Raw genomic sequence first — 25,173 nt, forward strand, 5'->3', positions numbered from 1 at the left:
AACAAAAAGGATGACAGTGTTGGCTGCCATCCTTTTTTATTTTCCAACCTTAGTGCGGCTCATTTCATTACCGTTTGGAGGGCTAACTCGTTGTTGTTACCGATATTCTTGTGCAGTGCCCACATCGCTCCCACTGCCACCATCATGACAACGGCAGCGAAGATAAAGCCGTAGCGTGTCATGTCATAGTGACTCAGCATGGCAATGACGACATAGCTGAGTGATTGTACCGTAGTACTGAACATGCTGATTCCTCCATCCACTCGGCCACGCTGATGAATGGATACCGTGTGATGCATCCAGTTAATTCTCGCAATTCGGTTCAACGCGTTAAATACACCAAATAGGGCTATTAGCATCAATATACCCATTGGGTGTAATGAGAAACTCATTCCAATCAGGGTAAGAGAAAGAATCGTCATTGATGCGAAGATAATATGGGCGTGTGGAAGGCGGTTCAGTACCTTCGTAACAATCAACCCGGTAAACAGGGAGCCCAAGCCAAAGCTGATGTTAAAGCCGGCAAACCAATCACCAGTAATGTCCTGCTCCGAGAACCAAATCGGGACTAATTTGCTTAAGTACGTCAACATCGGATAAGAGAGGCAAGAAAGTAAAATGAATCCGAAAAAGTAAGGCTCACGGCTAAAGATGTGCTTACTCTCTTTTAGTTGGTTCATGAAAGAAGCTGAGTGTGACTCACGCAATCGGCGAGTGTAAGGCGTTAGCATATAAAAAATGGCAGCCAACGATGACGCCGTTGCCGCAAACAGAGCGAACTCCATCATTCCCCACTTTTCTAGTAACACCACGCCGAGTGCACCAGCACCGAGAGTCGTGGATTGCATAACGATTTCCTGCTGACCAGAAATCTTGGCGTATTCATGTTGCTGATAGTTTTCTTGAGTAAATGCGTTATTGGTTGCCCAGGCAACATTACTGGATACCCAGTACACCAACTGCGCAAAAGCCAATAACCAGTGGGACTCTAGCTCAAGCCTGTATGCGGCGAATACCACCAGAGCCATTCCCGCTTGTACCCATTGATTCACAATCAGCAGCGTTTTACGTGAATGGCGGTCAGTCAAAGTAGAAAAGAATGGTGTGACCAAGAAAGAGACTGCGGTACAGCTAAGCGAAACTAACGCGACAAATGTTCCCATTCCTGGGGAAGCCAGCATAACCCAGGGAAGTGCCATCATAAATAAGCCTGACGATATACTGTCGAAGAACCTGCCGATTAAATAAGGCTGAGTTTTGTTTTTCATAATTTGTGCCTCGATAATTGATTTGGTCTCACTCTAAAACCTCAAGTAAACTTGAGGTAAAGTGTTTTTTGCAAAATCATTGGAATGGGAGTCAGGGATGGAAATCAGCGTAGGTGAAGTAGCGAAACGTTCTGGAGTAAAAGTGTCGGCACTGCATTTTTATGAACAAAAAGGATTAATTTCGAGCTGGCGCAATCAGGGCAATCAACGCCGCTATCACCGAAGTGTGTTACGCCGTGTTGCCGTGATTAAGGCTGCGCAGCAGGTGGGCTTGTCTTTAGATGAAATCAAACAAGCGCTGGATAACTTGCCTAAGCATCAAGCACCGAATAAAGCGCAATGGGAGAGTATGGCGAGCCAATGGCACGAGCAGTTAGAGCAAAAAATTCAGCAGTTGAAAGCACTCCAGAATGATTTGGGTGGTTGTATTGGATGTGGTTGCCTCTCGCTTGAAACGTGCGCCTTACGTAACCCAGAAGATGTGTTAGGAAAAGATCATTCAGGCTCCAACCTGACTTTGGAAGAGTAAAATAATTTTATTCTTTATCGAAGCTGTCCACGACAATTGCACCCATCGAGGCAGGCATCGTGATGACAATAATACGTTTTATTGCCACCAAGGGTTCTGTCAGCAGAGGAAGTTTATCAAGACAAAGCAATACCAGTGCAACAACGACAGCGGCAATGGTGTAAGCGATGATCACTCGGAAAATAAAGATGGATACGCGGTGGCGAATTCGGCTTTGGAACACACTCTGATACGCAAAGAAACTCAGGAAAATAACCGAGAGGCTTAACAGCATCAGCAGGTTTGCCATCGGCAAGCTTTCACCCAAACGCCACGCTTCTTCGGAAAAAGAAATCGGTACCGCTAGGGCAAAAGCGCCAACCAATACCTGGCTGGCATCCTCTAGGTTAAAGTGACGGCTCATGGTGTTTATTCCGTTACTCGTGATGGAGTTGCAACAGCTTCTCAAATCGTTCGTTGCCGTGTAGCAATTCAAGATCGCGCTCTTCAGCCAACAGGTCACGTATAGAAGGGCTGTATTCAATCGAGCGCTCTAAATCTTCAATCGCTTGTTCTTCAACACCCAATCGTGAATACGCACAGGCACGCTGATAAAGTGCCGGACCATTCGTGTAGTCCACTTCTAAAACGCGATTACAAATGCTTAGTGCCCAATGGTATTCATTAATTTCCATTGCGGCGTCTGCTTTGTAAGTGAGCGCTTCCAAATCACCAGGGCGAATAACCAGAATTTCATCATAAATTTCAATTCGCTGCTCAGGTGTTTGAGAGCTTTGTGCACGCAGCCATAAGTTATGGATTTCGTTGATTTTCTCGATTTCTTTGTTGTTCTCACTGATGATGCGAGTCTTGCGTTTTAAGTCTCTTTCCAGTGCAACAAACTTTTTCTCGTATTCGCTTGCGATCTTATCCAATCGCTTGTCGGCCATCTCTTTGGTGTTGTGTTTAAATTCACGTAGCGACTGCCAGCCCACGAAAGCGATAAGCGATGCAACACCAGCGATGATGTAAAAGAAGTACGTCACGGTCACATTGGCGTAGTTGAGTGATTTATCAGCGACGCTAAGTTCACGGTCGGTGATTTCGGTAATCGTGCGCTTTTCTAAATTTTGGAAATCCTGACGCAGTGCTTTCAGTTCGTCTAAGATATAGCGCTCCATAAGCGGTCTATCTAACAAATCTGATTCGGAGTACTTTTCTTCAGACGCCACGGCGGACGAAAGAGAAAGAAACAGCGAGATAAAAATAGCAATGAATAAGCGCATAAAACGTCCTTTCGCGTTAACAATACAGATAGACCGTGCAACAATAGCAAATCGCACAAACGTTTAGCAAAGTTCTATGAAAAGAAATGTTTGCCTTATTTTTTGCTCGCCTTTCAGCCCTGTCATACTCTGGTGATAGTAAGGTTAGGTAATACTTTAGAATATTGTTATCGCAATTCGTTAAAGCTGATCTTCGATAGGTAAAATACCTGAGAACCAAGAGCCCATTCTCCGCCACACGCTTGCTTCGGGTTCTGAGTCATATACCTGTCCTGTTTTATTATCAGTCCAGACAATTTCTCCGTCGCTGAGCATCACTTGGTAAGCGTTGTTATTGAGCATTTCTGGTAAGGCTGCCAGAAAATCTTGCACGTATTCTGGCTGCTTAATTACGGCTGCCATTTCGGTGTTGAGTTTTGCCGAGCGTGGATCCCAGTTCATAGAACCAACAAACAGCGTCTCTTTATCGATCAGCATCGCTTTGGCATGCAAACTTGCGCGGCTACTACCCGTTAAACTCCATTTGCTCTTAAGTTTGGCACTGGATTTTACTTCCCAGAGTTTGATACCTGAAGCGAGCAGATCTTCTCGGTACTTTGAATACCAGCCATGTACCGCAAAGACATCGTTCGAAGCGAGGCTGTTGGTGACGATCGTAATATCCACACCTCGTTTCGCTGCGTTGGTCAGCGCTTTTGTTCCTGCTTCGGTTGGCACAAAATATGGAGAGATAAGCACGAACGAGTTGTCCACACTTTTGAGTAGCTCGGACAAGTTACTAATCAGCTGGCTTTCGTGCGTCGCCACTTTGTCAGGTAAGTCGAACCAGATGTCTCCTTCACCCCAATAAAGCTTGAGCTTTTCATTCTTCAACTCTTGATACATGTCGAGGGTATTGAAGTTGTAGCGGCCTTGAGTGAACTTTTCGGTAAGTTGCAGTTTATCGACTTGCTGTTGAATTGTCGCTTCTGAGATTTGTTCAGAGCCTGGGTAAACCCACTCCATCGGCATGGAATAAACACTGTTCCAGTAGAGATCAAATTGGTCTGCCGTTTGTTGAACTGCTTCTCCGTAAAGCAGCAAGTCGAAGTCGCCGAATGAGACTGCAGATTCGAAAGAGAAATATTCATTGCCGATATTTCGACCACCTACTACCGCCGCAACACTGTCAGCAACGAGCGATTTATTGTGCATGCGGCGGTTCAGACGATCGAAGTCTGTCGCAAACCCGAATAGCCTTGCCGAGCGATATTGGTGTGGATTAAACAGACGGATTTCGATGTTTGGGTGGGCATTCATTGCGGCCATCATCTTATCGTTGCGCTTTTGCATGTCATCAAGCAGTAAGCGAATTCGAACCCCTCGTTTTGCGGCTTCGTACAGTCGCCAGGTAATGAAATTACTGGTCTCATCACCTCGATAGATATAGTACTGAAGATCCAAACTTTTTTGCGCAGATTCAATTAGGGAAGTACGTGCAAGAAGCGCATCGTGACCTTGGTTAAGAGGATAAAAGCCAGTCTCCGTTTTTGGGTCCTTTCCGTAAGCTTCAAAATAGTGTGCCAGTGCCGAATCCGATTGGTATCCGTACTGAAATGTGGTGGACTTCTCACTAGGCTCTCTGTGCTCAATTGCTGAACAGGCCGACAGAAAAGTAAACATGCAAGTGAAAATGAGCTTAGTAAACATATGAGACAATGAACATATCCTTGTAATACAGAACGTTACTTAAGCTGAGTATATACGCAAATGGTTTCAACGTGCAGGGCTGAATACACAATCACACACATTAGTTAGCAGAATTTTAGCTGCCGGCGTTTAATGCCTCGTTTAGGTTGTGATTTGGGTTGATTTTTCTCGCAGAAGTTTGTGTTGGCTCGCTTTTTTAGACGCACAAAATCATTTATTTAATTAATGTTTTTACTCTAATTGGTTGGATTCACTAATATCTGGTATTTCTCACCTATACATGACTAGGGTAATTGCACGAATATAACTAACTCATTGATTTTTAATGGTTATATGTCCTGGCATGCTGCTTGCGTATGGGATGTGTGAGTAAGGGTACACAACTTGCGAAGTGAGTTAAAATTTTGTTAATTTTATGAGCTTTTAAAGGATAGCTTGCCGTGGATTACGGTCTTAAGCCTTTGTGAGTATTGTTCTCTTATGAAGTCCAGGTTTCGGTGGTTCTTCAGTGCTTACCTTTACTTGGAGATGAACAGAATAGTCTATTTCAGATGCAAAACCAATCCGAATAGCGAGATGATCAAATCGTTGTTTAGATTGGTATAACTACCTCACCGTTTACTCATAGGAACTTGAGTTGGCTGGCAGTATGTGACGCCTGTAGGTCGTATCAAGCGCTAAACGGTGACAAAAACAATAAAAAAGGATTTTTTGGATGTTATCAAAACCCATGTTACGTTGGCTTTTACCCTTCGTTGTTGCTGGTGGCTCGTACGCAGGTTATGCCGCAATAGCCGCAACGGCTCCAGAAAAAGAGTCGACGAAAGAAACCATTGCTGAGCCGACGGTTCAGGCATCTTCACTTTTTCCTACCGATCACAAAGTGGTGATTACCAGCCATGGCGAATTGGTGCCGTTTGAGAAAACTCACCTCTCTGCCCAAGTGAGCGGTGAAGTCATCAGTTGGCACCCTAACTTTGTCACTGGCGGTATCGTAAAGCGCGGTGAAATCTTGTTCACGATTGAAAGCGATAACTACGAGGCGGCAGTGCTTCAAGCTGAGGCTGCTTTGGCCAGTGCTCGTGCTACGTTGATCGAGGAGAAGGCAAAAGCGGAAGTCGCCAAACGTCAGGCTAAACAACTGAGTGATAAACAAGTAACGGACTTGTATTTACGTATACCGCATGTACTAAGCGCAGAAGCACAGGTGAAATCGGCACAAGCGTCGTTGAAACGTGCTAAGCGTGATCTGGAAAACTGCAAAGTCATTGCACCCTACGATGCGCTAGTGGTTGAGCGAGATATCGGCGTCGGCCAGTTCGTTACATCCGGGTCCCGTATTGCTACGCTCAACAATATTGAGGTAGCTGAAATACATGTGCCAATTGCTGGATTTGACAGTGCATTCTTACCAGAATCTATCAATGAACTTCGTGCCACCGTCACTCAACAAGGTATTTTGTCGACGACGCGTGAAGGCAAAGTGGTTCGTGATCTAGGTATGATCGACAGCGCAACTCGGATGATCAATATGGTGATTCAGGTTGAGGACCCGTATGGGATTGATAATAAGCAACCACCAATCAAATTTGGTTCTTATGTTGAAGTCAGCTTTACCGGTAAAGAGCTCAAACACATTTATCGCTTACCTCAAGAGTTGGTTAAAAACCGCACAGTCTGGGTGGTTAATGACGACAGCCAACTCCAGCCTCGAACTGTTACCATACTGAGAGCGGAAGGCGAGTTTATGTTGGTCGGTGACGGTCTAGAACAGAGCGATAAGCTGGTGTTAACTCTGCCTGAGTACCCGCAAAAAGGCATGCCGGTGCAAATCGCAAAAAAGAATGACGACTCCGAAACCGTCGTACAATAAGTAGGAGTTTGTCATGGAAGAGACCAATCAAAAGGGCATAATTGCCTATTTTGCCAATAACCCTGTGGCCGCGAACCTGCTGATGGTGTTTATCATTGTCATGGGCATCGTAAGCTATCTATTCATTCAGAGACAGATGTTCCCTAACATCGAAGTTAACTACATTGATGTGCGCGCAACCTATCCTGGCGCCTCTCCTCAGGAAATAGAAGAGAGCATTCTCGTCAAAGTAGAAGAGTCGATAAAAGACGTTACGGGCATTAAGAAAGTCGTATCCCGAGCGAGTCGAGGCAGTGCTTATGTCTCTATTGAAGTGGATGTAAATGCTGACATCAAACGCGTGCTTGATGATGTGAATCAACGGATTGATACCTTGTCCAATTTACCTGCGGGTATGGAGCCAATTAATGTCTATCAGGTTGAGTGGCGTCAGGACGTGATTGAGATGGGGCTCGTTGGTGATAGACCACTCGAAGAGTTAAAGCCCATCGCCAAGCAAATTGAAGATGAGCTTTTGCAACTGAAAAACGTCATGTTGGTGTCTTTGAGTGCGCCTGAAGAAGAGATTGCGATTGAGGTCGACCCGCTTGTGCTGCGTAAGTACGATCTGACTTTGAATGATGTGAGTGACGCGATTCGACGCTACTCTGCCAACTTTTCAGCGGGTGAAGTCAAAACCAACTCTGGGATGATCGCAGTACGCATTGAAAACCAGTATTACCACGGTCATGAATTCAGAAATATTCCGGTGAAGTTAGGCGCTAACGGGGCAAAAGTTCTGCTTCAGGATATTGCAACCATCAAAGATGGCTTTACGGAAGAAGAGCGTTACTTTGAATATTCGGGACAAAACGCGATTTATATGTCCGTAGAAGCGACGCGCGACCAGAATATTATTCCTGTCGCTGAGTCGGTTCATAAGTACATCGAGGCAAAAAACAAAACACTACCAAGTGACGTTCAGCTCAAGGTACTGGTCGACATGACTTATTACCTCAATGGGCGTCTCGACATGATGCTGAAAAACTTGCTGCAGGGTGCCGCGTTGGTCGCCATTATGCTGAGTATTTTCTTGCGCTTCCGCTTAGCCATGTGGGTGATGATCGGTTTACCTGTCTGTTTCCTGGGTGCGGTGATGTTAATGCCTGCGCTTGGCATTACAGTGAACATTGTCTCTCTGTTTGCCTTCATTATGGTGTTGGGGATTGTCGTAGATGACGCCATCGTCATGGGAGAAAGCGCCTACAGTGAAATTGAGGAAAAGGGTGGAGGTGTCGAAAACGTAGTCCGTGGTGTTAAACGCGTTGCGACGCCAGCGACATTTGGCGTTCTGACGACCATCGCTGTATTTGCTCCTTTCTTGCTTTCTAGCGGCATTGATAGTGCATTTTTCTACGGCATCGCGGGTGTTGTTATCTTATGTTTAGTCTTCAGTCTGATTGAATCTAAGTTGATCTTACCTGCTCACCTTGCACATACGCATTTCAAACCTATTAAGGCTGGTGGATGGCGAGATCGCTTCAATACCCGCTTCTTTGGCTTTGTTAATGGCACTTATCGCCGTTTTGTTACCCTGTGCACTCACTGGCGTTGGAGTGTTTTCGCTGTGTTCTGTGGCTTGCTGGCAATCAGTGCAGCGCTGGTGAACTCTAATTACGTACGTGTCATTCCAAACCCTAAAGTACCGACCGATTATCCGGCGATCACGATAGAAATGAATGATACCGTTTCAAGTGAGCAGACGATTGATGCACTGAAAACCATTGAGCGCGTTATGCAGGACGTCGAAACTCAGACCATCGAAGAGTATGGTCAGGGAATGATTCGTGATGTCCTGTCTTATAACAGAAGCCGTACCGAAGGGCGTGTATTGGTCCCACTTGTCGATGAGGATCTCCGTCCTTTCAACACGTTCGAACTTGCTCGTCGTTGGCGTGAAGCGATGCCAACCATACCGGGAATGAAGAGTATCAAAATTCGTGAACAGAGCGCGGGTGGTGGCGATCGAGACGAATTTGGGTATCTGTTATTTGGCTCGAACATCAACGAGCTGAATGAAGCGGGTCGTTACTTGATTGACCGCTTACAGCAGCAGAACGGTCTGTACGACATTTCATCTTCGATTGATTCAGGTAGTAAAGAAGTGCTTCTTTCGCTAGCACCTGTTGCCTACGATCTCGGTTTGGATCTCACCATGATTGCTCAACAAGTGGGTGGCAGTTTCTATGGTGGTGAAGCACAGCGATTGATCCGTGAGGGCGAAGAAATCAAAGTAATGGTGCGCTATCCGCAATTAACCCGTGAAGCTTTCTCATCGCTGCGCTATGCCGTGATCACAACGCCTGCAGGCAAAAAGGTTATGCTGGGTGATGTGGTGCAGATTAATGAGCAACCGGGCGTGAGTACTATTCGTCGTGAGGGTGGTTATCAGACGGTTTATGTTTATGGCTCTATTGATGAAGAGTTGGTTGAGCCAGAAGAAGTGGTGAAAATCATCGATGAAAGCATCTTGCCGGATATGAAGGAGCAGTATCCAAGCGTTAAGACTGAGTTGGGTGGGGACATCGAAGAGCAAGCTGCACAGCGTAACGAGCAGATTCTCTTCTTTATTGCCGGGATGATCATTGTCTACATCCTACTTGCGGTGCCACTGAAGAGTTATACGCAGCCGCTGATTGTGATGTCGGTGATTCCTTTCAGTTTGACTGGCGCGATTTGGGGGCATTTCTGGCTTGGGTTAGACATCAGTATGATGTCCACCTTTGGTCTTATTGCCGCTGCGGGCGTGGTAATCAATGACTCACTCGTCATGACGGACTACATAAACCAGGTCAGAGAAAAGGGGATGAACATCAAACAAGCGGTTGTGGAAGCTGGATGTGCTCGTTTTCGCGCGATTACTCTAACTTCAATTACGACGTTTGCTGGTGTTCTGCCTATCATGTTCGAGACGAGTTTACAGGCGCGCTTCGTCATTCCAATGGCGGTTGCGTTAGGCTTCGCAGTGCTGTATGCGACGATATTGACGTTAGTATTGGTGCCTTGTTTGTATCTGATGCTTGAAGATATCAAGAATATATTCAGAGCGATTAAGCGTTTTTTCTCTCGTGTGTTCGCTCGTTTCAGAAAGCAGGATGAGGCGACACAAGCTCAGGCTAATGCATCTAGTTAAAGTGCTCGTCTGCTAAACTAAAAAAGCCACATCTCATGTGGCTTTTTATTTGAGATAAACCAGAAGTTACTGTTGGTTGATGTACGCTTTGAAGCGAGCTTTCGTTTCCGCATCCGCTTTTTGGTACCAGAAGTGCAGCATTTCTTCCGCGGTTGAATCTGCTTTTGCAGCCGCTCGTATTTGCTTCATATCTTCAGGAATCTCAGCAGGTAAAGTCATCGGCTGAGCCATCGATCCTGCAATGGCGATTGCCGCCACGCCGCCAGCTCTGTTGTAATCCTCTGATTCGCGAACATAATCACGGCCAATTTGCATGCCTTCTTTAATAAGCTTGTCTTGCTTAACAGCAATCGCCTTGCCAGATGCATCAACCAGTTTCCAGTCTAAGTCTTTGATGTGATCTTCTGCATCATTTAAGTTGCGGTACTCTGGAAGTTGGAATGTTAACTTCGAGTCCGAAGCAGAGAATCGAGTGACGATAACATCACTTTCAACGCTAACGCGATCATTTCCCTGGTTGAAAAATGGCGAAAAGCGGAAGACAACTTGGTTTACCCCGTCAGGTAGCGTTAATGTTTTTTCTGAAGCGAGAAAACCGCCAGAAAGCTTCACTTTTTCACCGTTTGCAGCAAGTACCGAAACGTCGTCAGGAACACTAACGGTTACGTCAGCGAATGCCATGCTACTCATTGCCAGAGCGAGCGCGCAAGTTAAAGGCTTGATCAATTTCATTGTTTTTATCCTAAGCACTATGTGAGCATCGAGAGTGCATCGTTATGTGTTTGATTGCAACAATCAAGTGAAATAAGTATGAAAATTTAACATTAGCTTCATTTTTCATATTTATTGCGAGGAAAATGTGACCTGAATAAAAACAAACCGCTGCAATGCAACGGCTTGTCGTATTAGGTATCGAATGAAGGCTTGGTGAACTTAAATACCTGCACCGTTACCAGACTCACTTTGTTCACCAGGTTCCTCTAGTAGCTCGGCCATTTCTTCTTTTTGTTGGGCTTTCTCAATGCTTAGCCACCAAACGAATAGCTCATACCAAATTGAAAGAATGACCGCGCCAAGGAATAGACCTACGATACCGTAGACAAGCATACCGCCGATGGCACCAATCAGAATAATCGGCATCGGAGTGTCCACGCCTCGACCCATCAGCATTGGTTTGAGCAAGTTTTCAGAAAGCGCACCAACGACCGCCCAAACGGTAAACAGGGTCGCAGTTGTGCTGTCTTGAGTCATGTACATGTAGCCAATCACAGGTAGCACGGCAAGCAGGGCAGGTAACTGAGCGATACACAAAATCATCAGTATTAGAGTAAGCAAGCCAGCGGCAGGCACTCCAAATACGAAGAAACCGGCACCAATCAGCAGCGCTTGAATTGCCGCCACACCGACAACGCCAAGCAGTACGCTCTTAATGGTTGCAGCAATCAGCGTCGCCCAGCTTTTGGCATTGTCACCTGCGGTACGAATGGCAATTGTGGTTAGGCCCGATGCTAATGATTCTGAGTAAGTCATAAAACCAGCAGCAATCGCCAGAGATAAAATAGAAAGTAATACACTACCCAGAGCGCCACCCATCATGCCAAGCAGGGAAGTCAATGCTGACTTAATCTGAGGCATAAAGGTTTGAATGGCTTGTTCTAAATTCGTTGAGAAAAGTGTCCAGGTGTCATAGAGCTTACCACCGACAAGAGGCCAGTCAGCAACGGATGGTTTTGGCCCTGGTATTTTAACTTCACCGCTTTGAAGTACTTGGAGTGCGTGGGTTGCACCGTCGTAAATGGAACCAGAGACCATTACCAGTGGCGTCACTAACAGAGCGATACCAAGCAAAGCAATGGTGGTTGCTGCCAAACCACGCCTGCCACCATAGGCTCGCTGAAGCCTTTTAGTGACGGGTAATAGTGCTACTGCAATGATTGCCCCCCAAATAACGGGAAGGATGAAAGGCCTGATGATGTCGTAAGTAAACACAAACAATACGAAGATCAAGCCAATACGTATTGCCGATTCCACCATATTACTGATGAAAATCTTACTTTCATTTCTTTCCGATAATTTATCCATTTTTATTTACCTGATGATCAATGTTGGAACTGACGAGGCTAGAAACCACAATAGCCATATAAAACACACCTGTGATGGCCTCTAAATAAACGATGACTTGAGCCAACGGAGTCAGAGGGCTGATGTCACCGTAACCAAGAGTGGTCAGGGTGACGAAACTGAAATACGCTGCATTGGAGAAGTTTTGTCCCCAGGATATGGCCTCCATACCAGTAAACGCCTGTGGTGAAAACTCGAGCACAATGAGGTAGGCGATGGCCCACATCAAACCCAGCAACAGGAATAAAGCAACAGAACCAATCACTTTGTTACTGTTGACGTGACCAGTAAACAGGATTTGTCTTGCAATAGATTTAAAGGTGCCAAAGAAAAACGCAAAGGTTAACGCGAGCATCACGACGTTCATTTCTTTGATATGAAAAATCGTTTTTATCACGATGACCAACACCCAGACTGCAAAAAGGGTGTAAAGGAATCGAGACCAGGTTTTATCAAATCGTAGGCTGGCGAAGCAGACGATAAATGTGATAACCGTGCATGCCTGTAAAATATGTTCGATGGCCCCCTCATTCACCATCTGAGTGGACGCACTGCCAATCAACAACACGATAAGTGACAGTGTGAGGTAGAAGAAGTTATTCTCTTCATTAATGTTTTTGAGTTTTTTACCAATGACCATGACCGTTATTCTCACTTAATAACTATTCATTGTTTTCTGATGAGTCTTTCATCACCATGATGGAGGCGGAAAGTCCAAATCGAAGCTCAATGCCTTCCGGCAATTCGTCGATGGCAATGCGAACCGGTATACGCTGTGCCAAACGAATCCATTGGAATACTGGGTTCACATTTGGCAGTAAGTTGTAACCCACGGTTCCGTCTCTTGGTGCAATCCCCCAGCCAATAGAATCGACAGTGGCGTCAATGGGCGTGTCTGGGTGAGACATCAACGTAACTTGTGCTTTGCTACCTGATTCAATTTGCTGTAACTGGTTTTCACGGAAGAAACCAAACACCCAGAAGCTGTGTTTATCGATAAGTGCAAGCAGAGGCTGGTTGGCAACGGCTTGAGTACCATTACGGATATCCAGGTTAGAAACAAAACCGTCAACGGTGGCATAAACCTTGGTATAGCTAAGATTCAATTTCGCAGACTTTAACTGCTCTTCCGCCGCTTTGATTTGTAGTAGAGATTCTTCATACGCGATCTCGCGGCGAATAAGATCTTTGTGGGATACCGCGCCACGATCTTTCGCTCGGATATCGGTTAAACGGTCATATTCGATTTTTTTACCACGAGAGCTGACAATGGACCTTTCCAGCCCGACTTCGGCTTGCGACAATGCAACCTCATAGGTGGTTGGATCGATCTCAAACAGTAAGTCGCCGGTTTTTACTTCCTGGTTGTCTTGGACCGCAACGTTTACGATCGGGCCGGATACGCGAGGCGCGACTTTGATGACGTTGGCACGCACCTGACCATCACGTGTCCAGGGGTTATTAAAATACTCTTCATACTTTTGATAGCCGAGCCAAGCTGCGCCACCAAGAATGACAAGATTGAGTGCAATTACGAATAGTTTTTTCATCTTGTTTGGCACCTAAAATTGAATATAAAAGCTGTCGATTGCCACCACATAAAAGACCATGATGGCGATGAAAGTCAGCGACGGAAAAGCGATAAAACGAGACAAGCGCGTCTTGTTTAACAGGATCACGGTAATCCAGGTTGCGGTGACTGCAAGAAAAAGCACTAGCAGTAGTGGGGAAAAGTACACATCTCCCCAAGAGAGTTCATAAGGCATTATGGTTCCTCCCCTTTGGGTGCAGTGCTGTTTGTCTGTTCAATCGGAAGCGGAGGCAGTACACGATTCTCTTGGTCTAAATACCCGTCCCAATCGGTGCGTTCGACCATCTGCCTCGCAATTTCGTCAGATAAGAAGGGCTTACCTGTTTGCGCTTGCCAACCGCCACCAAGGGACTTATACAGAGCCACGATCTGGTTAGCGACATCGCCCTTAATTGAGGCATAGCTGTCTTCTGCACGTGTCATTTTTTCTACTGAGTTGAGAAGGCGTTCAAAAGATATTTGACCATTTTCGTATTGCGTCATCGAAATGTTGAAGGCACGAATCGATGAGTTTACTGACTGCAAACGTAGCGATTTTTGTTGTAAATACAGGTCATAAGCTTCTAAGGCGTTGGTAACTTCGTTAACAGCTTGCAGTACTGCTTTGTTGTAGTTGGTTAAGGTTTCTTGAAAACGGGCATCTTCGTAACGAATGTTATTTTTCACACGCCCATACTGGAAAATGTTCCAGCTAAATGCAGGACCCGCGACCAGCGTGAGAGAGTCACTAAAACTGAAGCTGCTGCCATCTGGTACTGTACTGTCGATGCCAATCGAACCAAACAGAGAAAAGCTTGGATACAATGCTGCTTCGGCTACACCAATTTGAGCACTTTGCGCACGGGCTTGCATCTCTGAAACTTGTAGGTCCGGTCTTCGCATGATCAAGTTGGCGTCGATTTGGGTTTCTAAAAGTGGTGGATGTGGGACAATGGAGTTTTCGTCGTTGCCAGATAATGCTGTTTTTCTGCCTGTCGATTTAAATTGTGTTTCGTACTCAGCGATACGCTCAGGAAGTCCGTTTGATGTCAGTATCGCGTCGACCTCTTCTGGTAATTCGCCTAACAGAAGCGCAATAGCAGTGCGTGACTGCTTCATCGCAATTTCTAGGCTCGGCTGGGCCGCTCTGGTGGTGTACAACTGGTTCTGCGCTTGTTGGACATCAAGTTCCGTCACGTTGCCTGAATCAAATTGAACCTGAGTAATGTGTACCACGCGTTCTTGAATTTCGATGTTTCGCTTCGAGAGCAGAATACGTTCTTGGTAGGTTCGATAGTTGATGTAATTACGCACTACTTCGGAAGTGATGGTTACCATGATGTCGTGGTAAGACGCAATCGTTGCGTAGTAACCCGCTTCTACCGATTCAATACCGCGTGCGTATTTACCCCAAATATCCATCTCCCATGCTGCATCAAAAGAGAGCGCAGCATTATTGAACCCTTGATCGTTGACGTATGCACGCGCCAAATTACCGGATACGGTTTGTACTTGTGGATACTGCAAACCAGATGCGACACCAACTAAGGCACGGGCTTGGACAATACGTAACCCAGCAGACTCTAAATCAAGGTTCTGCTGGCTGGCCAACTCAACCAGTTGATTCAGCGTTGGGTCATTAAATTGTTGCCACCACTGCTGTACCTTTTGCTCAGATTGCTCGGTATCCTGAACGGCCCTTTGTAATGACCAATCACTTGGTAAAGCCGATTGCTGTGGATGGACATAGTCCGGCCCCACAGCAGTACACGCACTGAGTCCAATCAGAGTTATTATGGCGAGGCTTGGTTTGGTTAATTTTTGCAGTATCATACCCCTACCTTTAAAACCGCTTCTGTTGTAAGTTCACCCAATCGATATCCTCATAGGTTTGCTTGCAATGTTTAATTGCTTCGAACACGTTCCGTTTTAAATTCAGCAAGATATAAAAACCAGCTATCTCTGAATAAGCGTAGTCAGATAAATCCAACTCATTAAAAAAATCTTCCAGTTTATCTTCGAAAGACTGGTAATCCTGGCTGTACTGATTAAAAACGGAGTCGAGTTCTTCTGTAACCTGGTGGCTGGCTAACGCACCAGCCATTGATGGAATGATCGAGTCACGATGTTGTTGACGAAGTTGGTTAATCAACGGATTCGCCAACAGTTTCTTTTCTGCAACCATGAGCACATTGATGTGGCTGCATAGCACGTCACAAGCTTTGCTGAATGCCCCAATCGCTTCTGGTGTGGTTTGGTCAAAATGTTTGTGGTTGATTTTTGAGCCCCACACTTTGAGTTTTTTTGCCGACACGTTCAATGTCACTAGATGCAAAGCGCGTTTTAGTGGCGTGAGAAAAGAATCCGACTGCTTTTGATAGGTGACAAATAGCGAGCGTGTATGCCGGAAATAGCGTTCTTTTATGGTTAAGAATAGGTGCTCGGGTCTTGAACTGAACGGAAAGTAATGAGCAAAAATAATCATGAATACGACCAAGTAGAACAGCGTCATGATCGTCATTAGGATGCCGAAGTGGTAGAACATATTATTGTCCAGCCCGAGTACAAAGAGACCGACCATGTAAAAGATGGTTATTGGTCCATTGAAAAGGTAAAAACCAATAAATGTGTAGATAAAGATAAACAGACCGAGTTCTAGTCCCAGATCCAGTTGCGGCAAGATAAATAGGTAAGATGGCACCGCAAATAAGAAACCAAAAGTGAACAGCACCAGCAACAAAATTGGATGCACCGGCACAAAGGAGAGCAGGGACATAAACATGGTCGAGAAAATCACAAACGAGTAGCCACCCGGAGGGTTAAAGTAGATCCAGATGAATCCCGCCACCCAATAAGTGACAAAGGTTTTGACCGCCGTTTTAAAATTTTCTGCATCCCACCATAAGAACTTGCCTTTGGTTTTTGGCATTTCAACGTGGAATGAGACGTTGTTCGTCACCGAATCTATACAGCTGATACTCTCAGCCAGACGCGACAGGTTCTGATGCATGGATTCCAGCAGAAATCCTAAAGTGATCGCCGAACCTTTAGTAAGATGCGGTGATGAATCTAACAACTCTTGATTGTAATTAACCTTAAATTCTTTAGCGCGATAAGCGTGTTCGTTGTCTTCCCAGACCTGATGGCATTTTTGGAACAGCTGCTCTATTTCTTTTATCGTTTCATCAAAGTTAGTGATGCATTGGCGATCTTCTTCAAGGCTAAAGTGGCCATGTACCGCAACCGATAATTGCTGGGTAATTTGTTTGCTCAGGTGCACGGCCAGACGCCACTCTTTTAAGTAAGCGGACACATCGCTGCATTCGGCACTCACTGTCGCAAACCGTTGCTCCAGGTTATTTTGTGCGGCAAACATTTCTTCAGTGAGTTTGTCGATATTGAGTTGAGAAGCTGCATGTTCTGATTCCTCTGGTGATTCAGAATCATCAACGGCTGGTGGATGTGACTCATGTTTCTGTTCTAAGCTATTGACCAGCGCAGAGAACAGCGCTTGCTGAGTTTGATTTAACTGCTCGATAAGCTGGCGTAGGTTTTGTTCGGTTTTGACCGGGAAGAGAAAAGTACCGACAAGGGTATAAACCACCACGCCAAAGACCGTCATATAGGCTCGATCGACACCATAAAGAAAGGCGCCGTCTGCATCACCACCGTTAGACATCATCAATGTCATCACACCAGTTAGCATCAGTAACGTAGGGTCTTTTTGGTAAGCGTTACGAAAATAAAAGATAAATGAGACGACGAGTGACACGCTCAGCATATAAAGAAAACGGTCTTGCGCGAATAGCCCGACGAGTAACAAGCCAACAACCGCTCCGACCAAGGTGCCGAGAACACGTAATGTGCCCTTGGCGAGAGATTCTCGGCGACTTCCCGTTGTGGCGATCAGCATCACTGTGGTTGCAGCAGTCGATGCCTGTGGCCAACCCATCGCAAAGGGGATCAGATAAGCCAAGGTGAGGCTAAGCGATACTTTTATAGCAAATTTAATCTTGTCGTTCATAGTCAAAGTTTGCTCAGGCTTATCGTCTTAAATTAATGGATTTTGTTATTAAAGCTAAGGCTGGATATTGTTCCAACTGTGTTTGAGTTGGCGGAATATAACGAGTAAAAAGAAGCGGATTGTAAATCTAGTGTCAAAAACCGGATGCCTATGAAGTAGTCAATCTGGCTCTATCCCTTGTCAGTGCTGGGGATTTGAGTTAAATGCTCAAAACTGCTACTTACGCGCAGTCTTATTTATGAAACAGATTTACGGGTATTTCCTAGCCAAGCTCTCTTTAAATCATCAGATGCTAAGCAGGGCTTGTGTCTATTGTCATCTATGCCACTGCCTTTAAAAGCATAGATGATGAATAGGTATTTGAGGGGAAAAGTTTTATTTTTTATCAAGTTGTATCGGTTGTATTACACTTTACTCGCGCTTTGAGAGCGAGATAAAAAGACCAGCGCGATACCACCTAAAATGATTGTGCTGGTGAGGATGGAATGAAGCGACAAGGATTCACCGAGCAGAATAGACCCGAGTACTAAGGCTATAACGGGTACAGAAAGTTGACTTATCGCGGCTTGAAGTAGGGTAAGTTTCTGGATTACGTGATACCACAGTAAATAACCGATCCCCGATGCAAGCACACCGGAGGTGATAGCAAGTAAGAAACCTTCAATGGTGAGATTGACCGAAGAGAGAAGAAAAGGAGAGAGGAGCAAGCTTATCACAGAGGCGGCGATAAAGCCCCATGCAATACCACTGCTCGGTGAAGGGGCATGCTTGCCAAGGGCTGTAAAGAGCGCCCAACACACTCCAGATATCACGATAAGTAGCGTCGACCAGGTATCCGGCCGAGTTGCAGATGGAAGCATTAACCAAGCGAAACCCAGAATGGAGACGGCGATACCAATCACTTCTAAAGTTTTAAATCGTTCGCCTTGCCACCAATGTAAAGTCAGAAGCGTCAACTGTACTGCCCCAAATAAGAGTAGTGCGCCAGTACCTGCATCCATATTCAGATACGCGTACGAAATTAATACCGCATAGCCAAATAGCGTCACACCTGCAAGTACCTTAAAGCGACTGGTCGGCTTTTCTGAATGCCAGGTTCCAGTAGCGATAAGAAAAAACACAAGCGTCGCCGCCCCGGAGATCAAGCGGATGATCGTGAAGCTTCCCGCATCGCTCAGTCCATCTACCAACGCTGCGCGACATAACAGTGAGTTGGCAGCAAAAGCGAGCATCACAACAACGGTCAGCAAAAAAGTAAACATCTTCAATCCTTAAATTGGGTGCATAGAGTGAGTGTAGCGGCAAAGTTACTTATTCAATTAGTTGATTAATTGATTAGTTATACCAGTTGCCATCTGAGGCGTGGGGAGCTAGCTGATGACCATTCGGCTAACGATAAAATTATCACTCAATAGTCTAATTTTATAAATTGTAGGGCTTTTGTTAAATGTTTGAAAGGAAAGAAATAAAGCGTATTTTCTTTCACCCTGTTAGGACTTTTCCTACACGCTACTAGCGGCACTTCTTGTTATCTTCTCGGAAGGCAGGAGCACATTATAAACACGTGTTCTTAACGTCAGGCTACAGCAAAAAGAAAGATAACAATGAATGAATTTGTTTTAAGATTGATGAAATGCGCGCGTGCTTATGAAAGCTTTATTGGCAATAAATTGCTGAGCAAACAAAGTATTAATAGCGAAGAGTTAAAGGCGATACGTAAAGAAGCACTAATGAAGTTCCCTGAGTTGAAAACACAGCAACTAAACCAACTCAAAGAGACGGTGGAGTTCGAATTGTTTAACAAAGTACTGCATAACACCATGTTAAAAGTGGGCTTTCGAATCCCGAAAGGAAAAGCGCTAGACACTACTGCGATTTATATTCGTCGCTAGAAGCAAAACAGCCTTCCGATCTCAGTTGAAGGCTGTTTTTCTTTTTGGCAAGACATTAAAGGTCAAGCATACGTCCACTGCTTGGAGCGCAGTTATCTTTAAGTCACCGAACATTTGTTAGATTGACGCCGACGTATCCAACCAAGCCATCCCCCAATAAACAACAAGCTTGCTCCGACTGTACCACCACTGCTTCCATCATCATTGCCATCTTGTTCTGATACCTGAGAATCTCCCTCACTGTGGTAATCTTCTGTAGCAGCTAACTCCGCGTCATAACTGGTTTTTACACCAGAACTGGTTTGCTGCTCGATCCACGAAGCGTAGTTAAGTATTTCGGTAAACACACTCGGTATGTCTGCAGATTCACAAATGGATGATCCGTAACTGACGATGCCGATCTGTTGATACATGCCGTTACCATCTACGTAGGTGAGTGGTCCGCCGGAATCGCCACTGCAGATACCAGTATATGCCCTGCCTTCAAACCCATTTGCACATAACGTTTCTTGAGCGTTGAAGCCTGAAACTAATGCGGCGCATTCTGAGTCGGTCAGTGGTTCAACTTCTGCCCAGCGCAAAGAGTTTGTGCTCGAAGTGTCATTGGTTGAGGTCTGTCCCAAACCAAAAATTTGGTAAACCTCTTCGTCACTGTAATCACCGAAATCCTGTGGCAGAGTAATGGATTGCACGTTATCAGTTATAGGTTGGGATAGTTCTAGCAGGGCCAGATCATTAATCCATAAGGAGGCCGAATTATATTCTGGGTGAATGGTGATACTGCGAACGTCTTTAAACTCGGAGACATAAACGTCGTCCATGGTCGGATTTTTCACTAAAACACGCAAATCATCAGTGCTCCAGCCATCGGTGAATACATCTGACTCCACACAATGTGCCGCGGTTAAAATGTAGCGATCATTCACAATAGAACCGCCACAGATATTAGAGAATGCGCTAGCCCCTGTCTTATGGAGTATCAAACGAGCGAAAAATGGCAGTTGATTCAACGTGGTTGGTTCTCCGCCAATGATAGCAGCAGAGACGTCTTGTTCAGAGGGGGTGGTATCGGCATCCGCAACAGTCGTCATAGGCAAAATGAGGAAAGCCCCGCTTATCAAAACATGATTTAACCTCATAACCTGATCCTTATCGTTAGAGTTATTGAATTCACATTGGTCAAGATCCAAACAAGCACAACGTTGCTCATACTTGCTCTTTATTCATACTTGTATGAGCTCTTTATTAGAGTAGATCAATTGATGCTTGTTCATAGAGGGTACGGTGAGTTTAGGCTCGATAACCTGCATCGTGACATCGTTTGTGTATACAATACCTGATAACCTGCAAATCTAAGAGAGTAAATGATGGAATTTAAGGTTGATACCCATACACACACGTATGCCAGCAGCCACGCTTATAGTACGTTGCCATGAGATCGCTCAGATAGGCAAAGACATCGGTGTTTTCTTTACCACTGGCAGCGACGCACATTTTTGCCATGATGTCGGTAACCTCGATCTGGTTGGTGAACTGATGGACAGTGTGGGTATTAAAAGCGAGAGTGTCATTACACACTCGGCTAAGCCGTTCCTGTCGTTCTTGAAGCGTCGTGGACGAGAATCCACTGCAGAATATGATGCCATGCGTAGCGCATAAACTTGATTACATTTTGGGAATGCACCCTTAGCGCGTTTCCTTTACACTGCGTAGCTTAACTATCCCAATCATCCTTAATACTGGATGGCGGTGATAAACAAAGCCGACATAGAATTCGGCGCTAAAAATGGAGAAGTGAAGATGTTACGTCCTTTAGTTTTAGGGTGTGCGATTGCGTTGGGCTCAAGCTACGCAATGGCGGAAGCTGTCGATCTAAAACAAAACATGAAACAAATGAAGATGGATTTCAAACAAGCGGCGGAAGCGTCGGATGTTGAAACCATGAAGTCAGCAATTGATAGCCTACAAGCGATCGTAGAGCAATCTAAGCGCGGTAATTACCCACCAGAAAAGTTTGATACGTATCTGGAAGGTTTCAACAAGCTATCAGTGACGCTCGATAAAATCGAAGCAGATTTGGATGCAGGTAAACTAACTGAAGCCAAACAACAACTGCGTGAAATTGATAGCTTGCGCGAAGAGTATCACGACAAGCGCAATCCAAGTATCTGGAGTAAGTTATTTGGTTGATATTGCTAACCGTCTCATGATTTCAAGACCCGCAACGTTGCGGGTCTTTTTGTTTGTGACGCAAAATAGCGCTGAGTCTAAAATCCTTTATTGAGCTTGAACTTAGAATTGGTTACGCTGTATGAAATTTGTTAAGTCATCGTTATGCGTAGATTAATTCCTTTTTATCGCTCCATGTTGTTTGTTAGTGCCTTGAGTTGGGTGCTGGTAACCCTGATGCCTGTTATAAATGCACATGGTAACAGCATGGGTGTATGGGCGACGCTATGTACGCTTAACGGCTTTGAATTGATACAGGTTGAAGAGGGAGACAACTCCGTTACCCATAAGGGGAAACCCTGTCCATTCAGTTACTTTTCACCCTTTCATCACAACTCACTTCCAACTACACCTTTACTTCAACGACTGAGCTCGGTTATTTCTGACCGTTACACTTTTTTGGCTCTAAGTGTACGATTTGAAACGCCAATTCCACGGGCGCCCCCATTGATTGCCTGAAGAAAAATCAAGCATCACTCTGATGCACTTTAAATACTCTCAGAACTCCTTTAATACACTTCAGCTTTCCTACCTCAATGCTTACTTCTGATATAGCTCCAAAGGCAATCGGTCCGGATCTTGGAAGAACGTAAATGCTTTACCAGTGAATTCATCTATCCGAATAGGTTCTACGTCGATATTTTTTGATTCAAGGTATGCTTTGGCCTCTTCAATGTCATCAACTTGGAAAGCCAGATGACGTAAGCCTTGAGCTTCTGGAAAACTTGGACGCTCTGGGGCACCCGGAAAGCTGAATAGTTCAATTTGACTGCCATCAGGCAGTGCGAGATCGAGTTTGTAAGAATCCCGCGCTTCACGGTAGTTTTCCGCGATGATTGGCAGGCCTAAAATTTCGGTATAAAAGTGCTTAGACGTTGGGTAATCGTTACATATGATGGCGACATGATGAATCGCATTAAACATGGTTAGGTTCCTTTGTGACCAAGTGTTCATTGACGAAATCGATAAATACACGCAAACGCGCTGGCATGTATTTCGTTTGGGGGTACTGCATGGCAATCGCACCGTGATAGTTACTCTTGATCATCCAATCTGCAAGCACTTCGACAACTTCTCCAGTTTCTAGTGCCTCTTTAACGACAAAGTCGTGAAAAATGCCAATACCTAACCCTGCTTTAACGCCATTTAGACGCATTTGTGAGTGGTTCACCGCGTAGCGTCCATTTACTGCAACTGAGTGGAATGCCTCTTCTTTAAAAAATGACCAAATGTTGTCTTTATCGTTTTCTGCCAGATAAATACAATCGTGCTGTTCAAGCTGAGTTGGGTGAACCGGCATCCCGCGCTCAGCCAGGTACTCCGGTGACGCACACAGCACCAAGTTGGTTTTGCTGATCTCTTTTAAAACCAGATTCTCGTCAGGTTTATCGGTCAATTTGAAGGCGACGTCGATACCTTGACGAAACAGGTCGATTTCTCCATCTGCAGCACGCAACTTTAACTGAATCTTCGGATAGCGCTGTAAGAATGGCAAAACAAAGGGCTGAAGCACTGAATTTAAAAACGCTTCTGGAGCGGCAACAGTGAGTGCTCCAGTGGGTTCTGTATGATCTTCAGCGGACAGTTCCACGGCTTGCTGAGCGGCGTTAACCATCGCAATACTTTGGTCATAGACTTTTTGACCCGCTTGAGTGATGAGCAGCTTCCTTGTGGTACGTTCAAATAACTTCACTGAAAGTGCATGCTCTAGTCGCGTGATCAATTTACTCAACGCAGAAGGGGTGACCCCAAGCTGTTTAGCGGCGGCGGTAAAACTGCCTTCGTTCACCACCAGGATAAATGAGGCGAGATCCGGAAGTAGGGCGATAAGTTTTGGATTAACCATAGGTTTCGGTTCTGTGCTGCGTGATGATGGTATTTTCTGGTAGGACGGAGATTGGTTCAAGTGTGTCAGTCCCGCTTTAACGATATTTTTAATGGTGTGTGATGGTTGAGTTGTTTCTTATGTCATCACTTTGTTATAAAAATGGAATAAAGATCACTTAACGGCGCAGAAACGAATTAAAGTCTAGTTTTATTAAGTAATAATGTTTTAGTAACAAGTAGTTACGTGCAGTTAATTAACAATATGATGGCTAATTTCGACAAGGAATGAAAAAGATGAGCAACAAGGAATCTACTAGGACTGATCGCAGCCGCCGTAATTTTCTGAAAGGAGCAACGGGCGCCGTTGTTGCTGGTGTGAGTGCTTCAGCCTTCACAGGCATTGCACAAGCAGGAGAGCAGAAAATTAACTGGAGCAGCCAGGGTTTAGGTAGAAAAAACGATAAACAGTTTTGGCGTAAAGTACAAAAACAGTTCGTTTTGGATAAGAAAACTACGTACATGAATGTTGGTACAACAGGCTCGATGCCGAAGCATGTACTGGAAAACTACGAAGAAAATAACAAATTAGTAGCAAAATACCCATGGGATATGCAAGGTAAGTTTGGTTCTTGGCCACACGTTACTGATATGGCGGCAGAAATTGCACAGGGCTTTGGCGCAGATGCGGAAGAGATCATTCTTAGCCGTAACACCACTGATGGTTTATGCACAATCATCAACGGACTGCATTTCGAAGAAGGTGACGTTATCCTAACAACGCACCATGAACACGCGGCTGCTCTTTCGCCTCTCAACGTTGCAAAACAGCGTTTTGGTGCAGAGGTTGTTGAGATCCAATTACCGGTGTTTACTGGCACGGAAGAGGTGTCTGAAGAGGATTATGTAGAAGCATTCCGCGATGCCATTGCATCGAACGATAATGTACGTCTGATCGTTTTCTCTCATATCACTTACAAAACGGGTACGACTTTACCCGCTAAGGCGATTTGTGATCTTGCAAAAGAATACCGAATCCCAACGATGATCGATGGTGCTCACACCATTGGCATGTTCGATCTTGATTTCCACGACTTAGACTGTGACTTTTATGCAGGTTCTGGTCATAAATGGCAGTGTGGTGCGGGTGCGACTGGTATTTTATACGTACGTAAAGGTGAGAATACTCTTGGCGAACGTTTGAATGATTATTGGCAACGTGAGAACCCATTGTGGCTAATTAATTCATCTCTTTCTCACGCTGATTACTTAGGTAAACAGATCCAGCTTCAGTATATTGGCAACGATAACTTCCCTGCGAAACAAGCGTTAACCGATAGCTGTAAAATGTGGGATGAAATTGGCCGAGATCGAATTGAAGAGCGTGTACTAGCTTTAGGTGGACTGTGTAAAGAGTTACTCGCTGAGGCTTTGCCACAAGCAAAAGTTTTCTCGCCAAATGTAGAAGGTCTAACCAGTGGTATCACGACGTTCAACCCATTTTTTGATAATGTGATGGACGGCGACATTCTCACGGAGTTCCGAGATCGCTTACGCGAGGAGTACGGTTACATCATCCGTACGACGAGCTTTAAGTTGTACAAAGATGATCAAGACGATACGTATGCGCTTCGTATCTCTACACACTTGTTCCATGATGAGCAAGATGTAGAAGGGTTAGTGCAAGCTATTACGGACTTGTACTACTCGTTCTAAG

Annotated in this window: 22 protein-coding genes and 1 pseudogene; 8 read left to right on the forward strand and 15 right to left on the reverse strand. The window is 45.1% G+C overall.

The window, feature by feature from the left end:
* Positions 1-59: 59 nt before the first annotated feature.
* Positions 60-1,268, reverse strand: coding sequence for an MFS transporter (locus OO774_RS18740; protein ID WP_264908286.1), 1,209 nt, complete (start codon positions 1,266-1,268; stop codon positions 60-62).
* A gap of 97 nt (positions 1,269-1,365) precedes the next feature.
* On the opposite strand from OO774_RS18740, the gene soxR reads away from it, so the two are divergent.
* Positions 1,366-1,797, forward strand: coding sequence for a redox-sensitive transcriptional activator SoxR (gene soxR, locus OO774_RS18745; RefSeq protein WP_264908288.1), 432 nt, complete (start codon positions 1,366-1,368; stop codon positions 1,795-1,797).
* 7 nt (positions 1,798-1,804) lie between these two features.
* On the opposite strand, the gene OO774_RS18750 is transcribed toward soxR, so the two are convergent.
* The 3 genes from OO774_RS18750 to OO774_RS18760 all read right to left on the reverse strand — a co-directional run bounded on the left by OO774_RS18750 (position 1,805) and on the right by OO774_RS18760 (position 4,751).
* Positions 1,805-2,200, reverse strand: coding sequence for a DUF2391 family protein (locus OO774_RS18750; RefSeq protein ID WP_014233629.1), 396 nt, complete (start codon positions 2,198-2,200; stop codon positions 1,805-1,807).
* A gap of 13 nt (positions 2,201-2,213) precedes the next feature.
* Positions 2,214-3,062: a hypothetical protein gene (locus OO774_RS18755; RefSeq protein WP_264908292.1), complete on the reverse strand. Its 849-nt coding sequence runs from the start codon at positions 3,060-3,062 to the stop codon at positions 2,214-2,216.
* A gap of 180 nt (positions 3,063-3,242) precedes the next feature.
* Positions 3,243-4,751, reverse strand: coding sequence for a phospholipase D family protein (locus OO774_RS18760; RefSeq protein ID WP_264908651.1), 1,509 nt, complete (start codon positions 4,749-4,751; stop codon positions 3,243-3,245).
* Positions 4,752-5,466: 715 nt separating this feature from the next.
* Between OO774_RS18760 and OO774_RS18765 the strand changes: the two genes are divergently transcribed.
* Positions 5,467-6,624, forward strand: coding sequence for an efflux RND transporter periplasmic adaptor subunit (locus tag OO774_RS18765; protein ID WP_264908294.1), 1,158 nt, complete (start codon positions 5,467-5,469; stop codon positions 6,622-6,624).
* A gap of 13 nt (positions 6,625-6,637) precedes the next feature.
* Positions 6,638-9,796: an efflux RND transporter permease subunit gene (locus OO774_RS18770; RefSeq protein WP_264908296.1), complete on the forward strand. Its 3,159-nt coding sequence runs from the start codon at positions 6,638-6,640 to the stop codon at positions 9,794-9,796.
* A gap of 66 nt (positions 9,797-9,862) precedes the next feature.
* Here the strand turns inward: OO774_RS18770 and OO774_RS18775 are convergent, their stop codons facing one another.
* From OO774_RS18775 to OO774_RS18810, 8 genes are all read right to left on the reverse strand, one after another.
* On the reverse strand, positions 9,863-10,528 hold the full coding sequence (locus OO774_RS18775) for a DUF2057 domain-containing protein (protein WP_264908298.1): 666 nt from the start codon (positions 10,526-10,528) through the stop codon (positions 9,863-9,865).
* A 201-nt stretch (positions 10,529-10,729) separates the two neighbouring features.
* Positions 10,730-11,878, reverse strand: coding sequence for an AI-2E family transporter (locus tag OO774_RS18780; protein WP_264908301.1), 1,149 nt, complete (start codon positions 11,876-11,878; stop codon positions 10,730-10,732).
* A complete protein-coding gene (locus OO774_RS18785; protein WP_264908303.1) occupies positions 11,871-12,557 on the reverse strand; it encodes a potassium channel family protein in 687 nt (228 codons plus the stop codon). Before OO774_RS18785 ends, OO774_RS18780 begins: the two co-directional genes overlap by 8 nt.
* A 22-nt stretch (positions 12,558-12,579) precedes the next feature.
* Entirely contained in the window at positions 12,580-13,467 is an 888-nt protein-coding gene (locus OO774_RS18790) for an HlyD family secretion protein (RefSeq protein ID WP_264908304.1), read from the reverse strand.
* Between the two features lie 12 nt (positions 13,468-13,479).
* Entirely contained in the window at positions 13,480-13,683 is a 204-nt protein-coding gene (locus OO774_RS18795; RefSeq protein ID WP_237314147.1) for a DUF1656 domain-containing protein, read from the reverse strand.
* Positions 13,683-15,320 (reverse strand): TolC family protein, encoded by a 1,638-nt coding sequence (locus OO774_RS18800; RefSeq protein ID WP_264908307.1) that lies wholly within the window; start codon positions 15,318-15,320, stop codon positions 13,683-13,685. Before OO774_RS18800 ends, OO774_RS18795 begins: the two co-directional genes overlap by 1 nt.
* A gap of 10 nt (positions 15,321-15,330) precedes the next feature.
* Positions 15,331-17,511: an FUSC family protein gene (locus tag OO774_RS18805; RefSeq protein WP_264908308.1), complete on the reverse strand. Its 2,181-nt coding sequence runs from the start codon at positions 17,509-17,511 to the stop codon at positions 15,331-15,333.
* Positions 17,512-17,915: 404 nt separating this feature from the next.
* Positions 17,916-18,773, reverse strand: coding sequence for a DMT family transporter (locus OO774_RS18810; RefSeq protein ID WP_264908310.1), 858 nt, complete (start codon positions 18,771-18,773; stop codon positions 17,916-17,918).
* Positions 18,774-19,115: 342 nt separating this feature from the next.
* On the opposite strand from OO774_RS18810, the gene OO774_RS18815 reads away from it, so the two are divergent.
* A complete protein-coding gene (locus OO774_RS18815; RefSeq protein ID WP_264908312.1) occupies positions 19,116-19,403 on the forward strand; it encodes a hypothetical protein in 288 nt (95 codons plus the stop codon).
* Between the two features lie 98 nt (positions 19,404-19,501).
* On the opposite strand, the gene OO774_RS18820 is transcribed toward OO774_RS18815, so the two are convergent.
* Entirely contained in the window at positions 19,502-20,542 is a 1,041-nt protein-coding gene (locus OO774_RS18820; protein WP_264908313.1) for a serine protease, read from the reverse strand.
* A 280-nt stretch (positions 20,543-20,822) separates the two neighbouring features.
* On the opposite strand from OO774_RS18820, the pseudogene OO774_RS18825 reads away from it, so the two are divergent.
* The 3 genes and pseudogenes from OO774_RS18825 to OO774_RS18835 all read left to right on the forward strand — a co-directional run.
* A pseudogene (locus tag OO774_RS18825) lies at positions 20,823-21,062 on the forward strand (phosphatase); the annotation flags it as partial.
* 141 nt (positions 21,063-21,203) lie between these two features.
* Positions 21,204-21,593 carry a cytochrome b562 gene (locus tag OO774_RS18830; RefSeq protein WP_264908314.1) on the forward strand — a complete coding sequence of 130 codons (390 nt, stop codon included), beginning with the start codon at positions 21,204-21,206 and terminating at the stop codon, positions 21,591-21,593.
* A gap of 174 nt (positions 21,594-21,767) precedes the next feature.
* The gene (locus OO774_RS18835; RefSeq protein WP_264908652.1) at positions 21,768-22,091 is read left to right on the forward strand and encodes a hypothetical protein; all 324 of its coding nucleotides are present in this window, start codon (positions 21,768-21,770) and stop codon (positions 22,089-22,091) included.
* Positions 22,092-22,172: 81 nt separating this feature from the next.
* On the opposite strand, the gene OO774_RS18840 is transcribed toward OO774_RS18835, so the two are convergent.
* Entirely contained in the window at positions 22,173-22,556 is a 384-nt protein-coding gene (locus OO774_RS18840; protein ID WP_264908316.1) for a VOC family protein, read from the reverse strand.
* Positions 22,549-23,478: a LysR family transcriptional regulator gene (locus tag OO774_RS18845; RefSeq protein ID WP_264908318.1), complete on the reverse strand. Its 930-nt coding sequence runs from the start codon at positions 23,476-23,478 to the stop codon at positions 22,549-22,551. The genes OO774_RS18840 and OO774_RS18845 overlap by 8 nt, the downstream gene beginning before the upstream one ends.
* A gap of 275 nt (positions 23,479-23,753) precedes the next feature.
* Here OO774_RS18845 and OO774_RS18850 point away from each other — a divergent pair, with 275 nt between their 5' ends.
* The gene (locus OO774_RS18850) at positions 23,754-25,172 is read left to right on the forward strand and encodes an aminotransferase class V-fold PLP-dependent enzyme (RefSeq protein ID WP_264908320.1); all 1,419 of its coding nucleotides are present in this window, start codon (positions 23,754-23,756) and stop codon (positions 25,170-25,172) included.
* The last annotated feature ends 1 nt before the right edge of the window (position 25,173 follow it).

Origin of the sequence: Vibrio sp. STUT-A11 (assembly GCF_026000435.1) — a bacterium.
Classification (GTDB): Bacteria; Pseudomonadota; Gammaproteobacteria; order Enterobacterales; family Vibrionaceae; genus Vibrio.

Bases quoted from the DNA above. Each gene is read 5' to 3' on its own strand.
- OO774_RS18750 (WP_014233629.1), bottom strand. From the start codon at position 2,200: ATGAGCCGTCACTTTAACCTAGAGGATGCCAGCCAGGTATTGGTTGGC.
- OO774_RS18840 (WP_264908316.1), bottom strand. From the start codon at position 22,556: ATGTTTAATGCGATTCATCATGTCGCCATCATATGTAACGATTACCCA.
- OO774_RS18835 (WP_264908652.1), top strand. From the start codon at position 21,768: ATGTTGTTTGTTAGTGCCTTGAGTTGGGTGCTGGTAACCCTGATGCCT.
- OO774_RS18800 (WP_264908307.1), bottom strand. From the start codon at position 15,320: ATGATACTGCAAAAATTAACCAAACCAAGCCTCGCCATAATAACTCTG.
- OO774_RS18850 (WP_264908320.1), top strand. From the start codon at position 23,754: ATGAGCAACAAGGAATCTACTAGGACTGATCGCAGCCGCCGTAATTTT.
- OO774_RS18790 (WP_264908304.1), bottom strand. From the start codon at position 13,467: ATGAAAAAACTATTCGTAATTGCACTCAATCTTGTCATTCTTGGTGGC.
- OO774_RS18820 (WP_264908313.1), bottom strand. From the start codon at position 20,542: ATGAGGTTAAATCATGTTTTGATAAGCGGGGCTTTCCTCATTTTGCCT.
- OO774_RS18760 (WP_264908651.1), bottom strand. From the start codon at position 4,751: ATGTTTACTAAGCTCATTTTCACTTGCATGTTTACTTTTCTGTCGGCC.
- OO774_RS18805 (WP_264908308.1), bottom strand. From the start codon at position 17,511: ATGAACGACAAGATTAAATTTGCTATAAAAGTATCGCTTAGCCTCACC.
- soxR (WP_264908288.1), top strand. From the start codon at position 1,366: ATGGAAATCAGCGTAGGTGAAGTAGCGAAACGTTCTGGAGTAAAAGTG.
- OO774_RS18810 (WP_264908310.1), bottom strand. From the start codon at position 18,773: ATGTTTACTTTTTTGCTGACCGTTGTTGTGATGCTCGCTTTTGCTGCC.
- OO774_RS18795 (WP_237314147.1), bottom strand. From the start codon at position 13,683: ATGCCTTATGAACTCTCTTGGGGAGATGTGTACTTTTCCCCACTACTG.
- OO774_RS18775 (WP_264908298.1), bottom strand. From the start codon at position 10,528: ATGAAATTGATCAAGCCTTTAACTTGCGCGCTCGCTCTGGCAATGAGT.
- OO774_RS18815 (WP_264908312.1), top strand. From the start codon at position 19,116: ATGAATGAATTTGTTTTAAGATTGATGAAATGCGCGCGTGCTTATGAA.
- OO774_RS18740 (WP_264908286.1), bottom strand. From the start codon at position 1,268: ATGAAAAACAAAACTCAGCCTTATTTAATCGGCAGGTTCTTCGACAGT.
- OO774_RS18770 (WP_264908296.1), top strand. From the start codon at position 6,638: ATGGAAGAGACCAATCAAAAGGGCATAATTGCCTATTTTGCCAATAAC.
- OO774_RS18765 (WP_264908294.1), top strand. From the start codon at position 5,467: ATGTTATCAAAACCCATGTTACGTTGGCTTTTACCCTTCGTTGTTGCT.
- OO774_RS18755 (WP_264908292.1), bottom strand. From the start codon at position 3,062: ATGCGCTTATTCATTGCTATTTTTATCTCGCTGTTTCTTTCTCTTTCG.
- OO774_RS18785 (WP_264908303.1), bottom strand. From the start codon at position 12,557: ATGGTCATTGGTAAAAAACTCAAAAACATTAATGAAGAGAATAACTTC.
- OO774_RS18845 (WP_264908318.1), bottom strand. From the start codon at position 23,478: ATGGTTAATCCAAAACTTATCGCCCTACTTCCGGATCTCGCCTCATTT.
- OO774_RS18780 (WP_264908301.1), bottom strand. From the start codon at position 11,878: ATGGATAAATTATCGGAAAGAAATGAAAGTAAGATTTTCATCAGTAAT.
- OO774_RS18830 (WP_264908314.1), top strand. From the start codon at position 21,204: ATGTTACGTCCTTTAGTTTTAGGGTGTGCGATTGCGTTGGGCTCAAGC.